The following is a 16,323-nucleotide window of genomic DNA, read 5'->3' on the forward strand; positions in this document are numbered from 1 at the left end:
GGGGGGGGGGGGGGGGGGGGGGGGGGGGGGCCGCGGGGGGGGGGGGGGGGGGGGCGCGCCCCGGGGGGGGGGGGGGCGCCGGGCCCCCCCCGCGCCCGCGGCGGACCACCGGCGCGAGCCCGCGGCGTCCATGACCAGAAACGGGGACGACCTCCGCCGGAGATACGGGGTGCCGGCACTCGCCGTGGTGGGCGCGGTCATCGGGGCGGTGGTGCTCTGGCTTTCCGACGGCGGTCGGGACGAGGACACGACAAGCACCCTCTTCTCCGGCCTCGTCGGCGGGCTCTACCTGCTGACCGGTTCCGTCACGCACCTGCGCCGACCGGGTCGGCTGGGGTTGCGGATGGTGATGGTCGGCGTCTCCTGGTTCGCCGAGGACCTGCAGGTCTCGAGCTACCCGGTGCCGCACACCGTCGGAATGTTCTTCCGGTGCGTCGCCTCGGGATGTCTCGTGCACCTCCTGCTGGCCTTCCCCGAGGGGCGGCTGCGGACGCGCACCGAGCGGGCGGTGACCGGCGGGGTGTATGTGTTCGTGCTCGTCCTCGTGCCGCTGGGCGTCCCCTTCTACCGGTCGTTGACACCGAACCTGCTGCTCGTCGCCAACCTGGCCCGGACACAGGACCTGCTGGTCGCCAGCACGCAGGTGGTGTTCGCCGTCATCGTCGGCGCGCTGCTCGTCCGGCGTTGGTTCGTCGCCACCCCGCCGGCCCGCCGGGTGCTCGCGCCGGTGTACGGCGTCGGGCTCGTCGGGAGCGTCGCGTCGCTGCTTCACCCGGCGTTGACCGGTTCGACCGCGCTGCTGATCAACGAGGTCGCCCACCTCGCCACCCTCGGGCTCCCGGTGGCGTTCCTGGCCGGTGCGCTGCGCGTGCGGCTCGGCCGCACGGCCGTCGGGGACCTCCTCCTGCAGCTGCCGCAGATGCCGCCGACCGAGCTGCGCCACCTGCTGGCCCGCGCGCTCGGCGACCCCACGCTGCGCATCGCGTACCCCCGCCCGGACCATGCCGGTTCGGACGCCGGTTCCACCGACGGATACCTGGACGCCGACGGGCAGCCCGTGACGCCCCGCCCGGATGACGCGGTGACCCCGGTCCGGCGCGGCCTGCGCGTGGTCGCCGTGCTCCTGCACGACCCGGCGCTGCGCGCCGACCGGCACGTCCTGCACGCCGTGACGGCGGCCGCGGCGCTGGAGCTGGACAATCAGCGGCTCGCCGCTGAGGTGCGGGCCCAGCTCACCGAGGTCCGGGCGTCCCGGGTCCGCATCGTCGCGGCGGCCGACGAGCAGCGCCGCCGGATCGAACGCGATCTGCACGACGGTGCCCAGCAGCAGCTCGTCACGGCCGCGCTGATCCTGCGGCTGGCGCGGGACCGGCTCGGCCCGGCTCCCCCCGACCCCGAGCTCGGCGTGCTCCTGCGGCGGGCCGCCGACGGGCTGGAGGCGGCGGTCACGGAGCTGCGCGAACTCGCCCGCGGCATCCATCCCGCGGTGCTCACCGAGGCCGGGCTGCTGCCCGCGCTGCGGACGCTCGCCGCCCGCTCGGCATACCCCGTGCAGGTCGTCGACGGGCCCGCGTTGCCGCCGCTGCCGGACCAGGTGGCCGCGACGGCCTACTTCGTCGCCGCCGAGGCGGTGACGAACGCGGCGAAGCACGCCCGCGCCAGCCAGATCCACGTCCACGCCCGGGCGTCCGGGAACCGGCTGCTCGTCACCGTCGCCGATGACGGCGTCGGCGGCGCCGACATGAGCGCCGGAACGGGCCTGCTCGGGCTGCGCGACCGGACCGCCGCGCTCGACGGCAGCCTGGTCGTGCGCAGCCTCCCCGGCGCCGGGACGTCCGTCCACGCAGAGTTGCCTCTGGAGGGGTCTTGACCACCGCCACCACTCCATCCGCCCCGGCCGCGGGGATGCCGCGCGTCGTCCTCGCCGACGACGCCTCGCTGTTCCGGGCGGCGCTCGCCGAGCTGCTGGAACGCGACGGGTGCGCGATAGTCGCGCAGTCCGGGAACGCGGACGAGCTGCTCGACGCCGTCGAACGGCACCGCCCGGACCTCGCGGTCGTCGACATCCGGATGCCGCCCGGCTACCACCTGGAAGGGCTGCGCGCGGCCGTGCGGCTGCGGCGGAGCCATCCCGGGACGGGCGTGCTGCTCCTGTCACAGCATCTGGAGGTCGCGCACCTCGACGAGCTGGTCGGGCACACCGCGCGCGGTGTCGGCTACCTGCTGAAGGACCGGGTCACCGGGCCCGGCTTCCTGGATGCCGTGCGCCAGGTGGCGGCGGACGGCTGCGCGTTCGACCCCGAGGTCGTCCCGCTGCTCGTCGGCGGCAGGGACAGCGGGGGCGGCAGGGGCGGCCGGCGCGACGAGCTGGCCGCGCTCAGCCCGCGGGAGCGGGAGGTCCTCGCGCTGATGGCGCAGGGCCGGTCCAACAACGCGATCGCCGACGAGCTGCACCTCACGACACGCACCGTCGAGACGCACGTCCGCGGTGTCTTCCAGCGGCTCGCGCTGCCCGACGAGGCCGAACACAACCGCCGTGTCCTCGCGGTGCTCGCCTACCTGCGCTCCGCTCGACGGGCCACGATCAGCGCCAGCGCGGCCGCCGACAGCGTCGACTTGGGGAGGAACCCGGCGGCGGACGACCGCTCGACCGCGTCGCCGTAGTGCTCGGCGTCGCGCACCGAGCAGAACACCACTGTCGCGTCGGGGGCCGTGCGGCGTAGCGCCTGGCAGACGCTGAACCCGTCCATGTCGGGCAGGGCGATGTCGAGCAGTACCACGTCGGGACCCGCCTCGGGCACACCGGCCAGCGCCTCGGCCCCGGTCCCGGCATCGCCCACCACCTGGTAGCCGCCGCTCTCCAGGAGCGCGCGGGCGACGGCGCGGAACGGCTCGCTGTCGTCGACGATGAAGACGCGGCCCACCGCCACCCGGTCCATCTCCGGACGGTAGCACCCGGCGGCCGTTTCGGATCTCGGTGCCAGCACTGGGAAAACCGCTCCCGAAAGCCAGTGCCGGCACGGATGTGCCCAGATCCGGTTCGCCCGACACTCCTTCCCATGAAGGCCGTCCTGACCGGGCTCGCGTGCGTGTTCGCCGTGATCGTCGTATTCGTGGTCGTCCGTGGCCAGATCGACTCCGGCTCCAACTTCGGCTCCGGCTCCGGCTCCGGGGGTCTCGGTGGCGGCCCGAACGGGCCGGGCCCGGTCGAGCGTCCGAGCATTCCGACAAGCGCGACGCCGGACTCGACAGGAACGCCGACCGTCACACAGCGGGGCACGAGCGGCACCGCCCGCGTCGACTGCTCGAGTATCGACAGCGAGCTGAAGATCTCCGCGTTTGACGGGGCGATCCGCTGGAACGCGGCGTCCGCGTCCGGTGTCTCGGTCAGCCCGTCGTCCGGGTTCCTCGACGAGGGCGAGAGCGAGGTCGTCCGCATCGCCGGGAGCTACACCGGTGGTGGGGGCTTCGACGTGGTCGTCTCCGCCCCGAACCGGTCCGGCTCGGGCAGCGTCAACTACCCGTTCACATGCGCATGACAGCGCGCCGCGCGTCGCTGTGGCGGCATCCGGTGCTGACACCCGGCTACGCGGCGGCGATCGCGTTCGGTGCCGTCGCCCTGTCGAGCGTCGTCGTGGCGTCGCAGTCGCCGGTCACCGGCAAGCCGGAGCGGGTCACCGTCACCTTGGTCGAGGCGTCGGGCGCCCAGCTCCCGGACGACATGACCGTCCAGATCCGGCACGGCTCGACCGTGCTGGCCGCAGACGGGATCGTCACGCAGGGCCGATGGTCCGCGGACGTCCCACCCGGCGACCACGAGGTGTGCGTGGTCTCGTCGACGACGCCGATGCGGGTGGCCGGGTCGGACCCGGCGTCGGCGTGCATCCGGGAGCGGGTGTCCGCCGACACCCCGACCAAGGTGACCGTCGAGCAGGTCCGCGTGGTCGCGGACAGGACGGACGGGGACGACCCGCTCCCGAACGACAGCAAAGTCACGATCCGCTACGCGCAGCACGTGCTGCCGGGCGGCGCCCTCGACCCGAACGGGCAGTTCACGCCGTCCGAGCTGCCACTGAACGCGGTGGTCTGCCTGGACCCGCCGACCGGTTGGCGATTCACCGACACGAAAACCCGCGACCAGCAGTGCCAGCCGGTCACCAACCCGGCCGCCGACGTGCTGTTCCGCCTGGAGAAACCATGACGGGCAGGGCCGTGACGGGACGAGCGGAGCGGATTCCGCTTCCGCTGCTCGCGGCCTCGGCGCTCGTCGCGGCCGGATTCGGCTGGGCCCTGCTGTTCCGGGACCGCCCGTTCGAGACGACGCTCGCCGTGGTTCTCGGGTCCGCCGCCGTCGGCGCGCTGCTCGCCGCTCTGCTGGGGCAACCGCTCACAGACCGCGCCCGGCGCCCGGACCGCCCGTCGTCCGGGCCGGGCGCCGGCGGCGCGAAGCCGCAGACCACGCCGCCGCAGACCGGGCAGCCGCAGACCGGGCAGCCGGAGGCCGCGCAGCTCGTGCTGCCGGTCGGGCAGCCGGCCGGCGGCGCCCCGTCCGCGGGGCAGTGGTGGAACAGGGACGCCCCGCCACCGGCGGCGCCGACCACCACGACCGCGCCGACGCGCCCGGCTCCCCGCGATCTCGGGGAGCTGCGCGACTCCGCACGTGTCGTGCAGTGCCCGCGCTGCGGCGCGTTCCGCCTCGACGTCCGGCACGCCGGCGCGGGGTATGCGTTCCGCTGCCGCGCCGATGGCCACGAGTGGACCTGGCTACCCGGAACCACGTGGCCGGTCGTCGTCGTCGCGAGTCGCCGCCGGAATACCCGTTGACGAGAACGGATGGACGAATGTACGAGCAGACCTTCTCCCGTACCAACCCCGGCTGCATCGTGTTCCTGCTGGACCGGTCCGACTCGATGAAGCAGCCGTGGCAGTCCAGCGGAGGCACGCTCGCCGAGGGCGCCGCCCGCGCCGTGAACAAGATCCTGCTCGATCTGTGTGTGAAGTCGGCGAAGGAGGTCGGCGGCCGGGCCAGGCACTACTTCGACGTCGGGGTCTTCGGCTACGGCGCCTGCCCGGTGGGGGGCGGCGAGGGCGTCGAGCCGGCACTGGCCGGGCAGCCGATCGTGCCGATCCCGCAGGTGTTCGACAACCCGCTGCGGGTCGAGGCCGAACAGTCGGTCGACGCCGTCGCCGGCTCCCGGCTCCCGGTCTGGATCGAGCCGGTGTTCGGCTACCGCACCCCCATGTGCCAGGCCATCGCGACGGCGGGCGAGCACGTGTACGGGTGGGCGGCCAGCCACCCCGACTCGTTCCCGCCGATCGTCATCAACATCACCGACGGGATGGTCACCGACAGCCCGTTCGACGGCGCCGACCTCGCCGAGTGGGCCGCCCGGCTCACCTCGATCGAAACCCGCCACGGTCGGACACTGCTGTTCAACATCTTCCTGTCACCGACCGTCGCGCCCGAGGCGCTGTTCCCGGTCACGGCGGCGGACCTGCCCGAACCGGGCCCCGAGCTGTTCGCGATCTCCAGCACGCTGCCGGCTTCGATGGTCGCGAACGCCCGCGGCGCGCGGGTGGAGATCGCCGACGGTGCCCGCGGATTCGTGTTCAACGCCGGCCTGGCGACGCTCGTGTGGTTCCTGGAGATCGGCACCCGGGTCGCCGACGTCCGCGACCGGTGAGGACCTGCTGATGATCCTCGCCCGCTCCGCCTGTTTCTGGCTGGAGAAGCTGGGCAGCGCGGCATCGGAATGGGAGGACGCCGCCGCCTGCCACGACGGCGACCCGGCCACCGGTGTCACCCCCCGCTACGTGGTCGTGGACGGCGCCACCGAGGCCTACGACGCGATCCGCTGGGTGGCGCACCTGGTCGGCTCGTTCGTCGCCGACACCGGGCCCGACCTCACCCCCGACGGGCTTCGCGCCTGGTTCGAGCAGGTCCAGCGGCTGTGGGTGGCCGGGGCGCCCGCGCGGTTCGCGACCGTCATCGAGGAGCACAAGTTCCACACGCAGGGGTCGTTCGCGACGTTCCTGGGATGCCGCCTCACCGGCCTCGACGGGCCCCGGGCCCGCTGGGAGGCCGCCGCCCTCGGGGACACCGTGCTGTTCCACGTCCGGGCCGGCCGGCTGCTCACGCACTTCCCGCCGATCGACGTCGACGACTTCGGTCTCTCCCCCGACGGGATCGGCACCCGCCCGGAGGCACTCGGCCCGATGCTGCGTGCGCTGGAGCTGGCCAGCGGCGAGGTCCGGGCGGGCGACGTGCTCTTCATCGCCACCGACGCGCTGGCCCAGTGGCTGCTGCTGGAAGCCGATCGCGACGAGGCGTCGCTGTGGGCGGCACTCGCCGGCCTGGACCACGACGCGGCGTTCGCGGCGATCGTCGCCGACCAGCGCGCGGCCGGGCGGATGCGCAACGACGACGTCACGCTGCTGCGGGTCCGGCTCGCCACGGCCGAGCCCGGCGCCCTGGTGGTCTGCTTGTGACCGACCAGCTGTCCGCCGAGGACTACATCAAAGCCGTGCAGCGGCCCGACCTCGTGTTCGACCGTCCCGAGTTGGTCGAGGCCCGGTTCGACGTGCACCCGATGCTGGGCATCCCCGTTCCGGCGTCGGGCAGCACGGCGGTCGTGTTCCGGGCGACGGTCGGCGGCACCGCGCAGGCGTTACGCTTCTTCACCCGCGAGGACGCCTCCACCCAGCAGCGCTACACCGCGCTCAACGCCTGGTTCACCGAGCGCGGGCTCAACGGCGACGTCGCGGGCTGCCGCTGGGTGGACGACGCGATTCTCGTCAACGGCCGGCGCTGGCCGATGGTCCAGATGGAATGGGTGGACGGGCACACCCTCGACCGGCACGTCGAGGACCTCGTCGAGGCCGACGACCGCGCGGCGCTGGCGACGCTCGCCGCGTCCTGGCGTGACCTGCTGCGCCGGACCCAGGCCGCCCGGTTCGCGCACGGCGACCTGCAACACGGCAACGTGCTCGTCGACACGGCCGGCCAGCTGCGCCTGGTCGACTTCGACAGCTCGTGGATCGCCCCGTTCGCCGGCTCCCGGCCACCGTCGGAGGGCGGACACCGCAACTACCAGCCCCGGAACCGGCCCTGGGGCCCGTGGATGGACACCTTCCCCGGGCTCGTCATCTACCTCTCGCTGCTGGCGCTCGCCCGCGAGCCGGAACAGTGGGAGCAGCTCAACGACGGCGAGAACCTGCTCTTCCGCGACAGGGACTACCAGCCTCCGCACCGGACCGAGGTGTGGTCGTGGGTCGAGCGGCTGCACGACCCACGGATCGACCAGCTCGCGGCCCGGCTGCGGGCCTGCTGCGCCCCGGGCTGGACGGCCACCGGCGACCTGGAAAAGCTGATCTCGGGGCCCGTCCCCTGGTGGACGCGCACGGCCGCCCACCCGCCAGCCGGCGCGCCGCCCGAGGCCACCACCGCACCGCTCCCGGTCATCACCCCGCCGGTCGAGGTCACCACCACACCGGTCCAGGGCACCACCACACAGCCCCAGGGCACCGCCGCGCCGCGTCAGAGCACCGCCGCGCGTCCGTGGCCTCGTCCCCAGCCCGCTCCGCCGGCCGGGCAGACCGTGTGGTGGAAGCAGCCGCCCGGACAGCGGCCGGAACCAGGGCGACCAGTGCCGGCGCAGGCCGGACCGGCGCAGCCCGGACCAGCGCGGTGGGCTCCCCTGCGTGCCGCCGGGCGACGGCTGCGCGCAGTGGGCTGGTACCTGTTCGCGGTGGTCTCGACGGTGGCGGCCTGGGGGCTCGGCAGTGCCCTCGTCTCCGCCACGCTCACCGGCATGACCCCCTCCGACAAGGCCGCCGTCTCCGCGCTGCTCGCCCTTGTGCCTGCGCTGATCGTCCTCGTTCTCATGATCCGGCGACGGCGACGGCGACAACCATCGGGGAAGGCGCGATGACGCAGCGGATGTTCGGCCCGTATCGCATCGAGGAACTGCTGGGCCGCGGCGGGATGGGCGAGGTCTACCGGGCCTACGACACCGGGCAGCAGCGGATGGTGGCCCTCAAGCTCCTGCTCCCGAGCCTGGCCGGGGACTCGCACTACACCGAGCGGTTCCGCCGGGAGTCCGAGACGGTGGCGCAGCTACGCGAGCCGCATGTGATCCCGATCCACCGCCACGGCGAGATCGACGGCCAGCTCTTCATCGACATGCGCCTGGTGGAGGGCGCCCATCTGGGCACGGTCCTGCGCGGCGGCCCGCTCGACCCGCGGACCGCCGTCGACGTCGTCGAGCAGATCGCCTCGGCGCTGGACGCCGCGCACGCCGACGGACTGGTGCACCGCGACGTCAAGCCGTCCAACGTGCTGTGCGCCGGCCGCGGACGTCCGACCGACTTCGTCTACCTCGTCGACTTCGGGATCGCCCGCACGGTCGAGGGTGCCGGGATGACCGCGACCGGGGCGGCGATCGGCTCGATCGAGTACATGGCGCCCGAGCGGTTCCTCTCCGACCGGGTCGACCACCGGGCGGACGTCTACTCGCTGGCCTGCCTGCTCTTCGAGTGCCTGACCGCGCGCAGGCCGTTCGTCACGGCCGAGCGGCTCGGGGTGATCAGGGCACATCTGGAGGAGCCACCGCCCGTCCTGTCGGCCGTGCGGCCCGGGGCACCGGCAGCCCTCGACGCCGTCATCGCGCAGGGCCTGGCCAAGTCGCCGGCCGACCGGCATCCCGCCGCGTCCGTGTTCGCGGCCGCCGCCCGCGCAGCCCTCGGCTCGGCGGCCCCGGCTCAGCCGCCCGCCGCCCCGGCCACGGGCGGCAGGTGGTGGACGCGGACGAACGCCGCCCCCGCGGCGACCCCCGCGTCCTCGCCCCCATCTGCGCCCGCGCCTGTGTCTGGTCCGCCAACGCCAGCGCCGCCCGGCTCGCCCGCCACACCCGCGTCAGGCTGGTGGCAGGCCACAAGCACACCACCGTCGACACCGCCCGCACCGCCCGCCCCGCCCGCACCGCCGGCCACACCCGCGTCGGGCTGGTGGCAGGCTGCGAGCGCCCCGCCGCCGACGCCGCCCGCATCACCGGCCGCACCCACCGCGCTCTTCGAAACCAGGCACCACCAGCCGAAACGGCCAGCCACCGCCACGCCTGCACCCACGGCGCAGGGGCCGGCCTCCCCACCCTCCGCGCTACCGCCAACGGCACAGGCGCCGGGCACGCCCACCTCCGGACCGCCACCGACGGCACTGCCACCAACAGCACCGGCGCCGGGCACCGCCGGCGCGTCCCGCCCGGGCGGGACGTGGTGGGGGCGTAAGGCCACGGCGCTGCATCCGGTCGGGGCTGCGCCGATCGCCATCGGCCGCGCGCCCGAGTGCGACATCGTGCTCACCGACCCGCTCGTCTCGCGCCGGCACGCCGAGCTGCGCCAGGTCGGGACCGAGCATCGGATCGTCGACCTCGGCAGCTGGAACGGCACGTTCGTCAACGGCCACCGGATCAGCCAGGCGGCCACGATCGGGGCCGGGGACATCGTCGGCATCGGGCATGCCCTGCTGCACCTGCAGGGCGGCACCCTCGTCGAGTACACCGACTCGGGTGACATCTCGTTCGAGGCCGACGGCCTGGCCGTCACCCGCTCCGGCCGGCGGCTCCTCGACGGTGTCGGGTTCGCCCTGCCGCAGCGCAGCCTGCTGGCCGTCGTCGGTCCGAGCGGCGCCGGGAAGTCCACCCTGCTCGGCGCGCTGACCGGGCAGCGCCCCGCCGACTCCGGTGAGGTCCGCTACGCCGGCCGCGACCTCTACGCGTCCTACGACGAACTGCGCCAGCGCATCGGCCTCGTCCCGCAGGACGACATCCTGCACCCACAGCTGACCGTCCGCCGGGCCCTGCGGTACGCGGCCGAACTGCGGTTCCCCGCCGACACATCCGCGGCCGAGCGCAACACGCGGGTCGAGGAAGTGCTCGGCGAGCTGGGGCTGGCCGATCACGCGGACCAGCGGATCAGCACCCTCTCCGGCGGGCAGCGCAAGCGCACCAGCGTCGCGCTGGAGCTGCTCACCCGCCCGTCGCTGCTCTTCCTCGACGAGCCGACGTCCGGGCTGGATCCGGGCATGGACAAGTCGGTGATGCAGACCCTGCGCACGCTCGCCGACGACGGCCGGACGGTGGTCGTCGTCACCCACTCACCCGCGCAGCTCCACCTGTGCGACCGGCTGCTCGTGCTCGCGTCGGGCGGCCGGCTCGCCTACTTCGGCCCGCCCGGCGAGGCGCTCGGCTACTTCGGCCAGCGTGACTTCGCGGACATGTTCCTGCTCCTCGACCAGTCCCGGGATGTCGACTGGACAGCCCGGTTCCGGGCCTCGCCCCAGTACGCGAAGTACGGGATGCCGAGCGGCGCGGCGCAGCCCGCGGTGGGTCCCGCGGTGCGTCCGGCGCCGGCCGTGCCGGACCCCCCGCCGCGCCAGCAGCCGGCACTGCGCCAGTTCGCCGTGCTCGCGCGCCGCTACCTCGCGGTGATCGCGGCCGACCGGGCGTACGCGCTGTTCCTGCTGGCGCTGCCACTGGTCCTGAGCCTGTTCGCGCAGCTGCTGCCGGGTGGGCACGGCCTGTCATGGAAGAGCCGGCAGACCAACCCCGACGACGACATCGCCCCGCTCATGCTCATGCTCGTCCTCGGCTGCGCGTTCACGGGGTTCGCCGGAGCGTTCCGGGAACTGGTCAAGGAGCGCTCTGTCTTCCGCCGGGAGCAGGCGATCGGGCTCTCCCGCGGCGCCTACCTCTGGTCGAAGCTCGCCGTACTGGGCATGATCACCAGCTTGCAGGCGGTGATCCTGGCCTTCGCCGGACTGGTCGGCAAACCCGGGCCGGACACTCCGCTCGCGCTGGGGAGCGGAGTCACCGAGGTCGCCGTCGCCATGATCGCGGTCGCGCTGGCCGCGATGGTCCAGGGGCTGCTGGTCTCGGCGCTGATCAGCAACGCCGATCGCGGCATGCCGATCCTGGTCGTCGTCCTGCTGTTGCAGTTCCTGCTGTGCGGGCTGCTCATCCCCCTGAACGGCCGCCCGCCGCTGGAACAGCTCGCGTACCTGATGCCGGCCCGGTGGGGGTTCGCGATGGTCGCCGCGACCACCGGCTACCGGCAGGGCGACCCCGATCGTGACCCGCTGTGGAAGGACGACGCCGGCACCTGGGCGCTTGACCTCGCCGCGCTCCTGCTGCTGACCGCGGCCGTCGCGGCGGCGACGTGGCCCGTGCTCCGCCGCGGATCAACCCCCCGGAAGGGCCGCTGATCACCGCGCGGCATGGCCAGCGAACCCCTGGGCTACACCGGTGACCGACCGCCGTGACGGAGCCCGGGACCGCAGGATGTGACGGCAAGTCGTCACACGGAAGGAGCATGGGCGTCCGTTGGGATCACGCATCGTGTCGACGGAAACGAGTGGGTTGGCCACGGCCGACGGGGAGGGCCGACACGGCGTCAGGCCCCATCGTGATCGTTGACCGGGCGCGGGTAGCGGCGGCGCTTCCTGGATATGAGCCGGGTGACCAGATCGGTTTTACACGACAGAGAGTCCAACGCAGATCGACCACACGTGCCAGTTTCTATTTTGATTCAATTCTGCCCAGCGGGCTAGCGCTCCCCGACAGAATCTTTTGTGCTGCCAGCCAGCTGGAGTCGTCGATGTCCAGTGCATGGCGAAGGTAGGCCCAGGTTATTCTCTGGACAAGGCCGACGCGTTCGGGGTTTTCATCCGTTGTCTCCTTGGCCTCGTAGCCGGGGATGCCACCAAGCGAGTGTTCCGCCCCGAACAGAGTGAGCAGGCTCTTGTCGCCAGGGCTCAGGAAGTACGGGTCGGTCATCCAGTCCGGCCCCCGGACTGTAAGCGGCGAGTCGTCCCGGTCTCCCGCGACCACGAGCGCCGGGGTGGTCATGTCCGCGAAGCTCGGGTTCAGGAACGGGAAGTTCTCGACCGCGAACGCCGTCAGGTCGGCTCCGCCCCGTCCGGCCGTCGCAAACAGCACACCCGCTCTGATCCGGGAGTCAGACAGGTCCTCGCCCTTCCCGCTCTCCTGATCGATGACTCGCAGGCCCAGAAGATTGCCCGCCGTCTGGCCGCCGAAGGAGTGCCCGGCTGCAGCGATGCGGCTTCGATCGAGACGCCCCCCGAGCCCGGGAAGCGCGCCTTCCAGGAGATCAAGATGATCGAGGATGCGCTTCAGATCCTCGACTCGGAAACGCCAGATCCGCGGCGTCCGGGGATCGTCGGGAGGAATAGTCAGTGTCCTCGAGTCAAGATGGGTCGGTTGAATCACCACGAAGCCGTGAGCAGCCCAGAAGTCGGCCAGCGGACCGTAGCCGTCCAACGACGAACCGAATCCGTGGGAGAAGATGATGACAGGCAGTCCGCGCCCGGTCGCGGGCGCGGACACCCGCACTCGCAGATCCTCGCCGCGGCCCGACGCTGGCAGCACTACCGGCTTCACCGAGACGACCGGAGCGGGTTCACCAAGGGCCACGTCCGTGGTCGCCGTCCCTGCTGAGGTCATGGGAGGGTCCTTTCTTGCAGTTGTTTCGCGGCTGGTGCCGCCGGTGTCGGTGCGGTGCGTCAGCCCACGCGGAAGCCCAGAAGTCGCTCGACGCTCAGCTGAGCGAGCTCTGCCTTCTCCCACGCGCTGATCGGCGCGGTTTCCACGAACTTCCGATCCTGGCGTGGCCACCGAAGCGGCCCCTGGAGTTCGCACTGGTCCGGCGCTGGAGCCGCCGTAGAGGTTCGTCCTGGCCGGACACCACGCGATCCGACCAGAGCATGTCTATCGCCCGGGTCAGCCTGCGATGACGGAACAGGTCGCCAGCCTGCGGTGTTCTCCCGCGATCGGGTGCGTCAAGCGTCGGGAGACGGAATAGAGATCGAGCGGGTGGGGTGGGATGCCACGCGGGCACGGCGCAGTGGGCCGGGTATGGGCACTGCCGCGCGATCGATCGGCGGCACCACTCGGTGACCATGCCTGGCCTGGATGTCGAAACACGGATCTGGCAACATGTCGAAGCGGGACGCTGTCCCGATTGACAATACGGGACGCTGTCCCGTTTAGCAAGCTTGATGGTGAAGGGAGGGGTACGGTGAACGACAGCGATCCGGACGCGGGACGCGGGACGCGACCCAAACGGGCGGACGCGCGACGCAACGAGGAGACCCTGCTCGACGCAGCTGCCGCGATCTTCGTCACGTCGGGCGTGGAAGCACCGATACGCGACATCGCGGCCAAGGCCGGCGTCGGGACGGCGACGATCTACCGCCACTTCCCGACGCGAGCGGATCTCATCATCGCCGTCTACCGGCACCAGGTCGAGGCCCTCGCCGAGGCCGGTCCTGCCCTGCTGGCGACCAGCCCAACTCCGTACGCCGCACTTGGGCGATGGATCGACCTTTTCGTTGATTTCGTGGTCACGAAACAAGGTCTCGCTGCCGTTCTCCAGTCCGACGACCCCTGCTTCGACCCCCTGCATTCCTATTTCCTCGACCGGCTTGTGCCCGTGTGCACCCAGCTACTCGACGCCGCGGCCAGTTCCGGCGAGATTCGCTCCGACCTGGACGCCTACGAGCTCATGCGCGGCGTCGGGGGCATCTGTATAGGAGCCGGCAAAAAGCCCCGCTACGACGCACGTCGACTGGTCACGATCCTCGTCGCGGGACTACGCCGGCCGCACTGATCCGCCAGGCAGGCAGCTCACGCGGGCCGGCTCTGTTGCATGCGGCCAGGGCGGGGCCTTCGTACTGGTTGGCGGGCATGATCAGGCGATGGGTCGAGGTGCGGTCGTTCCGTCACTTTCGGTGTCGGAGTTCGCCGGGTTCCGGTTTCCGTCGGAGATGATCGTGCTGGCGGTGCGGTGGTACCTGCGGTTCGCGCTGCCGTACCGGGATGTCGAGGAGCTGCTCGCCGAGCGTGGCATCGAGGTCGATCGCATCACCGTCTACCGGCGGGTGCAGCGGTTCATCCGCTGTTGGGCGAGGCAGCCCAGCTGTGCCGGTACAGCGCAGGCAACCGTCGATGCGTGCTGCCCCGACAGGCCGTCAGTTACTCGGAGTGACGGCCTGGGTCCTCGGCATCTCGCCCTACGTGCGGTCGGCGGACGCCGACTGGCGGTCGTTGCCGCGCCATCTCGTCACGATCAGGGCGGCCAGGATGGCAATGAACAGGACAGTCGAACCGATGACCAGCGGGTTGACGAAGGCGGGGACGAGGTCGGGGCCACAGGTGGTGTCGTGCAGCGGCCAGAGGCCAGAGGCCAGACGAACCGGTGTTCTGGCTCAGGTCCTTCACCCCTCTCGACTCGCACCCGTCGTCGAGGAGCCCGAACGTGCTCAGCGCGAGCCCGGAGCCGTAGGTCGCGAACGGCGTCAGGCCGACCGCGACGGCCAGCAGCCGGCCGGCGCGCCGCCAGGTGTCCGCCCCGGCCCGGCCACCATCCCGCCACGCGGTCTGGAGCACGAACACCGCCCAGAGCACGCAGGCCGCCGCGCCCATCGCGAGCAGCTTCCAGCCCACGGCCAGGAACACCAACGAGGCGAAGCCGTAGAGGGTCATAGTCACCACCCACTCCGGGGCGGCAAGCATCCCCAGGGCTGGACAGCGTTGGCGAGACGGCCGTCCAGGCGGGTTCCCACCAGACCGCAAAGGCGCGCTGCAGGTCATCAGGGTGAAAGCCGACCCAGACCCCATACGACAGCGTGTGCCCGCCAGCCTGGCCGATCGGCAGCAACGCCCGGATGAAGGCGCCGAACGACGGTACCTGCATCATCACCGACGACAAGGCGTCACCGTGGCTGAGCCACGTCCCAGCGGCCTGCTCCAGCGCGGCATCGGCAAGCGCTAGGTCCCGCAGGCGAAACCGCACGAGATCGTCACACGCGATGTCCGGCGCACGGCCATCGCGTATCTCCTCCTCGAGTCGCTTTCGCAGGTTTCTCGCGAGGATCACGTGGTGGTCGCTCTACGTCACGGACCACCACTCCGGCAAGTCGCTAGATTGTTACTCTTCGTACGCCACGCCCGTGGACTCCGCTCCCGCCTTCCCGGGCCGGTGCCGGCGATGCCTGGCACGATCGGCCGCCACAGGGTAGCTATCTCCTCGATTCCGGAAAATCTACTCCCGCTGCAGTAGACATCGAGTGCCGTCCTGGGTAGAGTTCCTGTCGTAGCCAAGAGAGTCCAGGGTCGCGGCAGACATGAACTGGCGCGAGCAGGGCGGCGGCCAGGGCAGGCCGCCGAGCACCACGACAGAAGTTCAGCAGTACCCGACCAGACGACGAGCAGAGGAGTCGACGCCATCAGGATCGCCCGAGCGATGATCTAGCTCGCTCGGCTACCGCAGGCCCCAGATTGGAAGGTGGTCCCCGGTCACGCATCGCGATCTCCGCACGCCCGCCCTCCGGGGCCGGCCACGCGGACTCAGGGAACTCGACGTACCTAGCTAGTAGATGGTGTTGAATTTGCGGGGCCCTGGTGCCATTGGCACCAGGGCCCTTCGACGTGCCCCGGTTCTGGGGTGACCCCACGTAGCCGTCCAGCGGAGGCGATCAACGGTCCCGCATGCCCGGTTCCTGGTGACCTGTGGCAGCTCCTCAGTTCTCTCCCCCCGAGGAGGGCTCGGGGTCCGGGGCAGCGCTCCACAAGGGTCGACGAATGGGGATCCCGCCCGTTCGCCGTCCAGCAGATGACGCGGAAGGCACACGAGGTGTCCAAGCGGCATCCGCGGGAGGACGGGGCCTACGTCCACGGAGATGAGATCACCGGCCGGCGCCGGCCGGAGGGATGCGCTGCTCCTGCAGGGCTGGTTCTCCGCGCTGTTCTCCGGGGAGACGCGAGAGGACGAGCGGTCCTCTCCCCACGCTTCTGATCGGACGCGGTTCTTCGGCGACCCTCCGGAGCTTCGCTCGGAGTGCGGGCAGAACCAGTACAGATAGAAGCGACGCGCCGAACGAGCGACCGGCACCGGAGCCGACGCCCTGCCCTGCCTTCCCGAGCAGGCGCCGCCGCCGACGGTCCCCGTCGTGCGCGGCAGGGTAGCTGTCTCCTGGGAGCCAAAAATCTGTCCCCGCCGTAGTAGACATCTGGGTGCGGCTGTGGGTAGAGTTCCTATCGTAGTCAAGAGAGTCCAGGGTCGCGGCAGACATGAACTGGCGCGAGCAGGGCGGCGGCCAGGGTAGGCCGCCGAGTATCACCGCGAAAGGTTCGGCAGTACCCGACAGTTGACCTATGTGGAGAGGGGAGTCGACGCCGTCAGGATCGCCCGAGCGATGGTCTAGCTCGCTCGGTCACCGCGCAGGCCCCGGATTGGAAGGTGGTCCCC

At 71.8% G+C, this 16,323-nt stretch carries 13 protein-coding genes and 1 pseudogene; 11 read left to right on the top strand and 3 right to left on the bottom strand.

The features are described from left to right. Positions 1 to 169: 169 nt before the first annotated feature. Together MXD62_RS39980 and MXD62_RS36560 are read left to right on the top strand one after the other, a co-directional pair. Positions 170 to 1,870 carry a sensor histidine kinase gene (locus MXD62_RS39980; protein ID WP_248833895.1) on the top strand — a complete coding sequence of 567 codons (1,701 nt, stop codon included), beginning with the start codon at positions 170 to 172 and terminating at the stop codon, positions 1,868 to 1,870. Between the two features lie 35 nt (positions 1,871 to 1,905). Continuing rightward, positions 1,906 to 2,664 (top strand): response regulator transcription factor, encoded by a 759-nt coding sequence (locus MXD62_RS36560; protein WP_248833906.1) that lies wholly within the window; start codon positions 1,906 to 1,908, stop codon positions 2,662 to 2,664. Here the strand turns inward: MXD62_RS36560 and MXD62_RS36565 are convergent. Continuing rightward, entirely contained in the window at positions 2,556 to 2,987 is a 432-nt protein-coding gene (locus MXD62_RS36565; RefSeq protein ID WP_248833896.1) for a response regulator transcription factor, read from the bottom strand. The two genes, MXD62_RS36560 and MXD62_RS36565, sit on opposite strands and share 109 nt — an antisense overlap. Positions 2,988 to 3,059: 72 nt before the next feature. On the opposite strand from MXD62_RS36565, the gene MXD62_RS36570 reads away from it, so the two are divergent. The 7 genes from MXD62_RS36570 to MXD62_RS36600 are packed head-to-tail and all read left to right on the top strand — an operon-like array spanning position 3,060 to position 11,260. Further along, positions 3,060 to 3,539 (top strand): hypothetical protein, encoded by a 480-nt coding sequence (locus tag MXD62_RS36570; RefSeq protein WP_248833897.1) that lies wholly within the window; start codon positions 3,060 to 3,062, stop codon positions 3,537 to 3,539. Further along, the gene (locus MXD62_RS36575) at positions 3,536 to 4,201 is read left to right on the top strand and encodes a hypothetical protein (protein ID WP_248833898.1); all 666 of its coding nucleotides are present in this window, start codon (positions 3,536 to 3,538) and stop codon (positions 4,199 to 4,201) included. The genes MXD62_RS36570 and MXD62_RS36575 overlap by 4 nt, the downstream gene beginning before the upstream one ends. Beyond that, positions 4,198 to 4,824 (top strand): hypothetical protein, encoded by a 627-nt coding sequence (locus tag MXD62_RS36580; RefSeq protein WP_248833899.1) that lies wholly within the window; start codon positions 4,198 to 4,200, stop codon positions 4,822 to 4,824. The genes MXD62_RS36575 and MXD62_RS36580 overlap by 4 nt, the downstream gene beginning before the upstream one ends. 17 nt (positions 4,825 to 4,841) lie before the next feature. Next, positions 4,842 to 5,684, top strand: a complete 843-nt coding sequence (locus MXD62_RS36585; RefSeq protein ID WP_071059802.1) for a hypothetical protein — start codon at positions 4,842 to 4,844, stop codon at positions 5,682 to 5,684. A 10-nt stretch (positions 5,685 to 5,694) separates the two neighbouring features. After that, positions 5,695 to 6,489, top strand: a complete 795-nt coding sequence (locus MXD62_RS36590; protein WP_248833900.1) for a hypothetical protein — start codon at positions 5,695 to 5,697, stop codon at positions 6,487 to 6,489. Then, complete coding sequence (locus MXD62_RS36595; protein ID WP_248833901.1) at positions 6,486 to 7,931, top strand: phosphotransferase; 1,446 nt, start codon at positions 6,486 to 6,488, stop codon at positions 7,929 to 7,931. Before MXD62_RS36590 ends, MXD62_RS36595 begins: the two co-directional genes overlap by 4 nt. Continuing rightward, entirely contained in the window at positions 7,928 to 11,260 is a 3,333-nt protein-coding gene (locus MXD62_RS36600) for an ATP-binding cassette domain-containing protein (protein ID WP_248833902.1), read from the top strand. The genes MXD62_RS36595 and MXD62_RS36600 overlap by 4 nt, the downstream gene beginning before the upstream one ends. 313 nt (positions 11,261 to 11,573) lie before the next feature. Here the strand turns inward: MXD62_RS36600 and MXD62_RS36605 are convergent, their stop codons facing one another. Then, positions 11,574 to 12,518, bottom strand: coding sequence for a chlorophyllase (locus MXD62_RS36605; RefSeq protein ID WP_248833903.1), 945 nt, complete (start codon positions 12,516 to 12,518; stop codon positions 11,574 to 11,576). A 574-nt stretch (positions 12,519 to 13,092) separates the two neighbouring features. On the opposite strand from MXD62_RS36605, the gene MXD62_RS36610 reads away from it, so the two are divergent. Further along, positions 13,093 to 13,683, top strand: a complete 591-nt coding sequence (locus tag MXD62_RS36610) for a TetR/AcrR family transcriptional regulator (protein WP_248833904.1) — start codon at positions 13,093 to 13,095, stop codon at positions 13,681 to 13,683. A 121-nt stretch (positions 13,684 to 13,804) separates the two neighbouring features. Further along, a pseudogene (locus tag MXD62_RS36615) lies at positions 13,805 to 14,004 on the top strand (IS6 family transposase); the annotation flags it as partial. A gap of 44 nt (positions 14,005 to 14,048) precedes the next feature. Here the strand turns inward: MXD62_RS36615 and MXD62_RS36620 are convergent. Next, positions 14,049 to 14,558 (bottom strand): hypothetical protein, encoded by a 510-nt coding sequence (locus MXD62_RS36620; RefSeq protein ID WP_248833905.1) that lies wholly within the window; start codon positions 14,556 to 14,558, stop codon positions 14,049 to 14,051. Positions 14,559 to 16,323 lie beyond the last annotated feature (1,765 nt).

The sequence above is a fragment of the Frankia sp. Mgl5 genome, from assembly GCF_023242985.1.
Classification (GTDB): Bacteria; Actinomycetota; Actinomycetes; order Frankiales; family Frankiaceae; genus Parafrankia; species Parafrankia soli.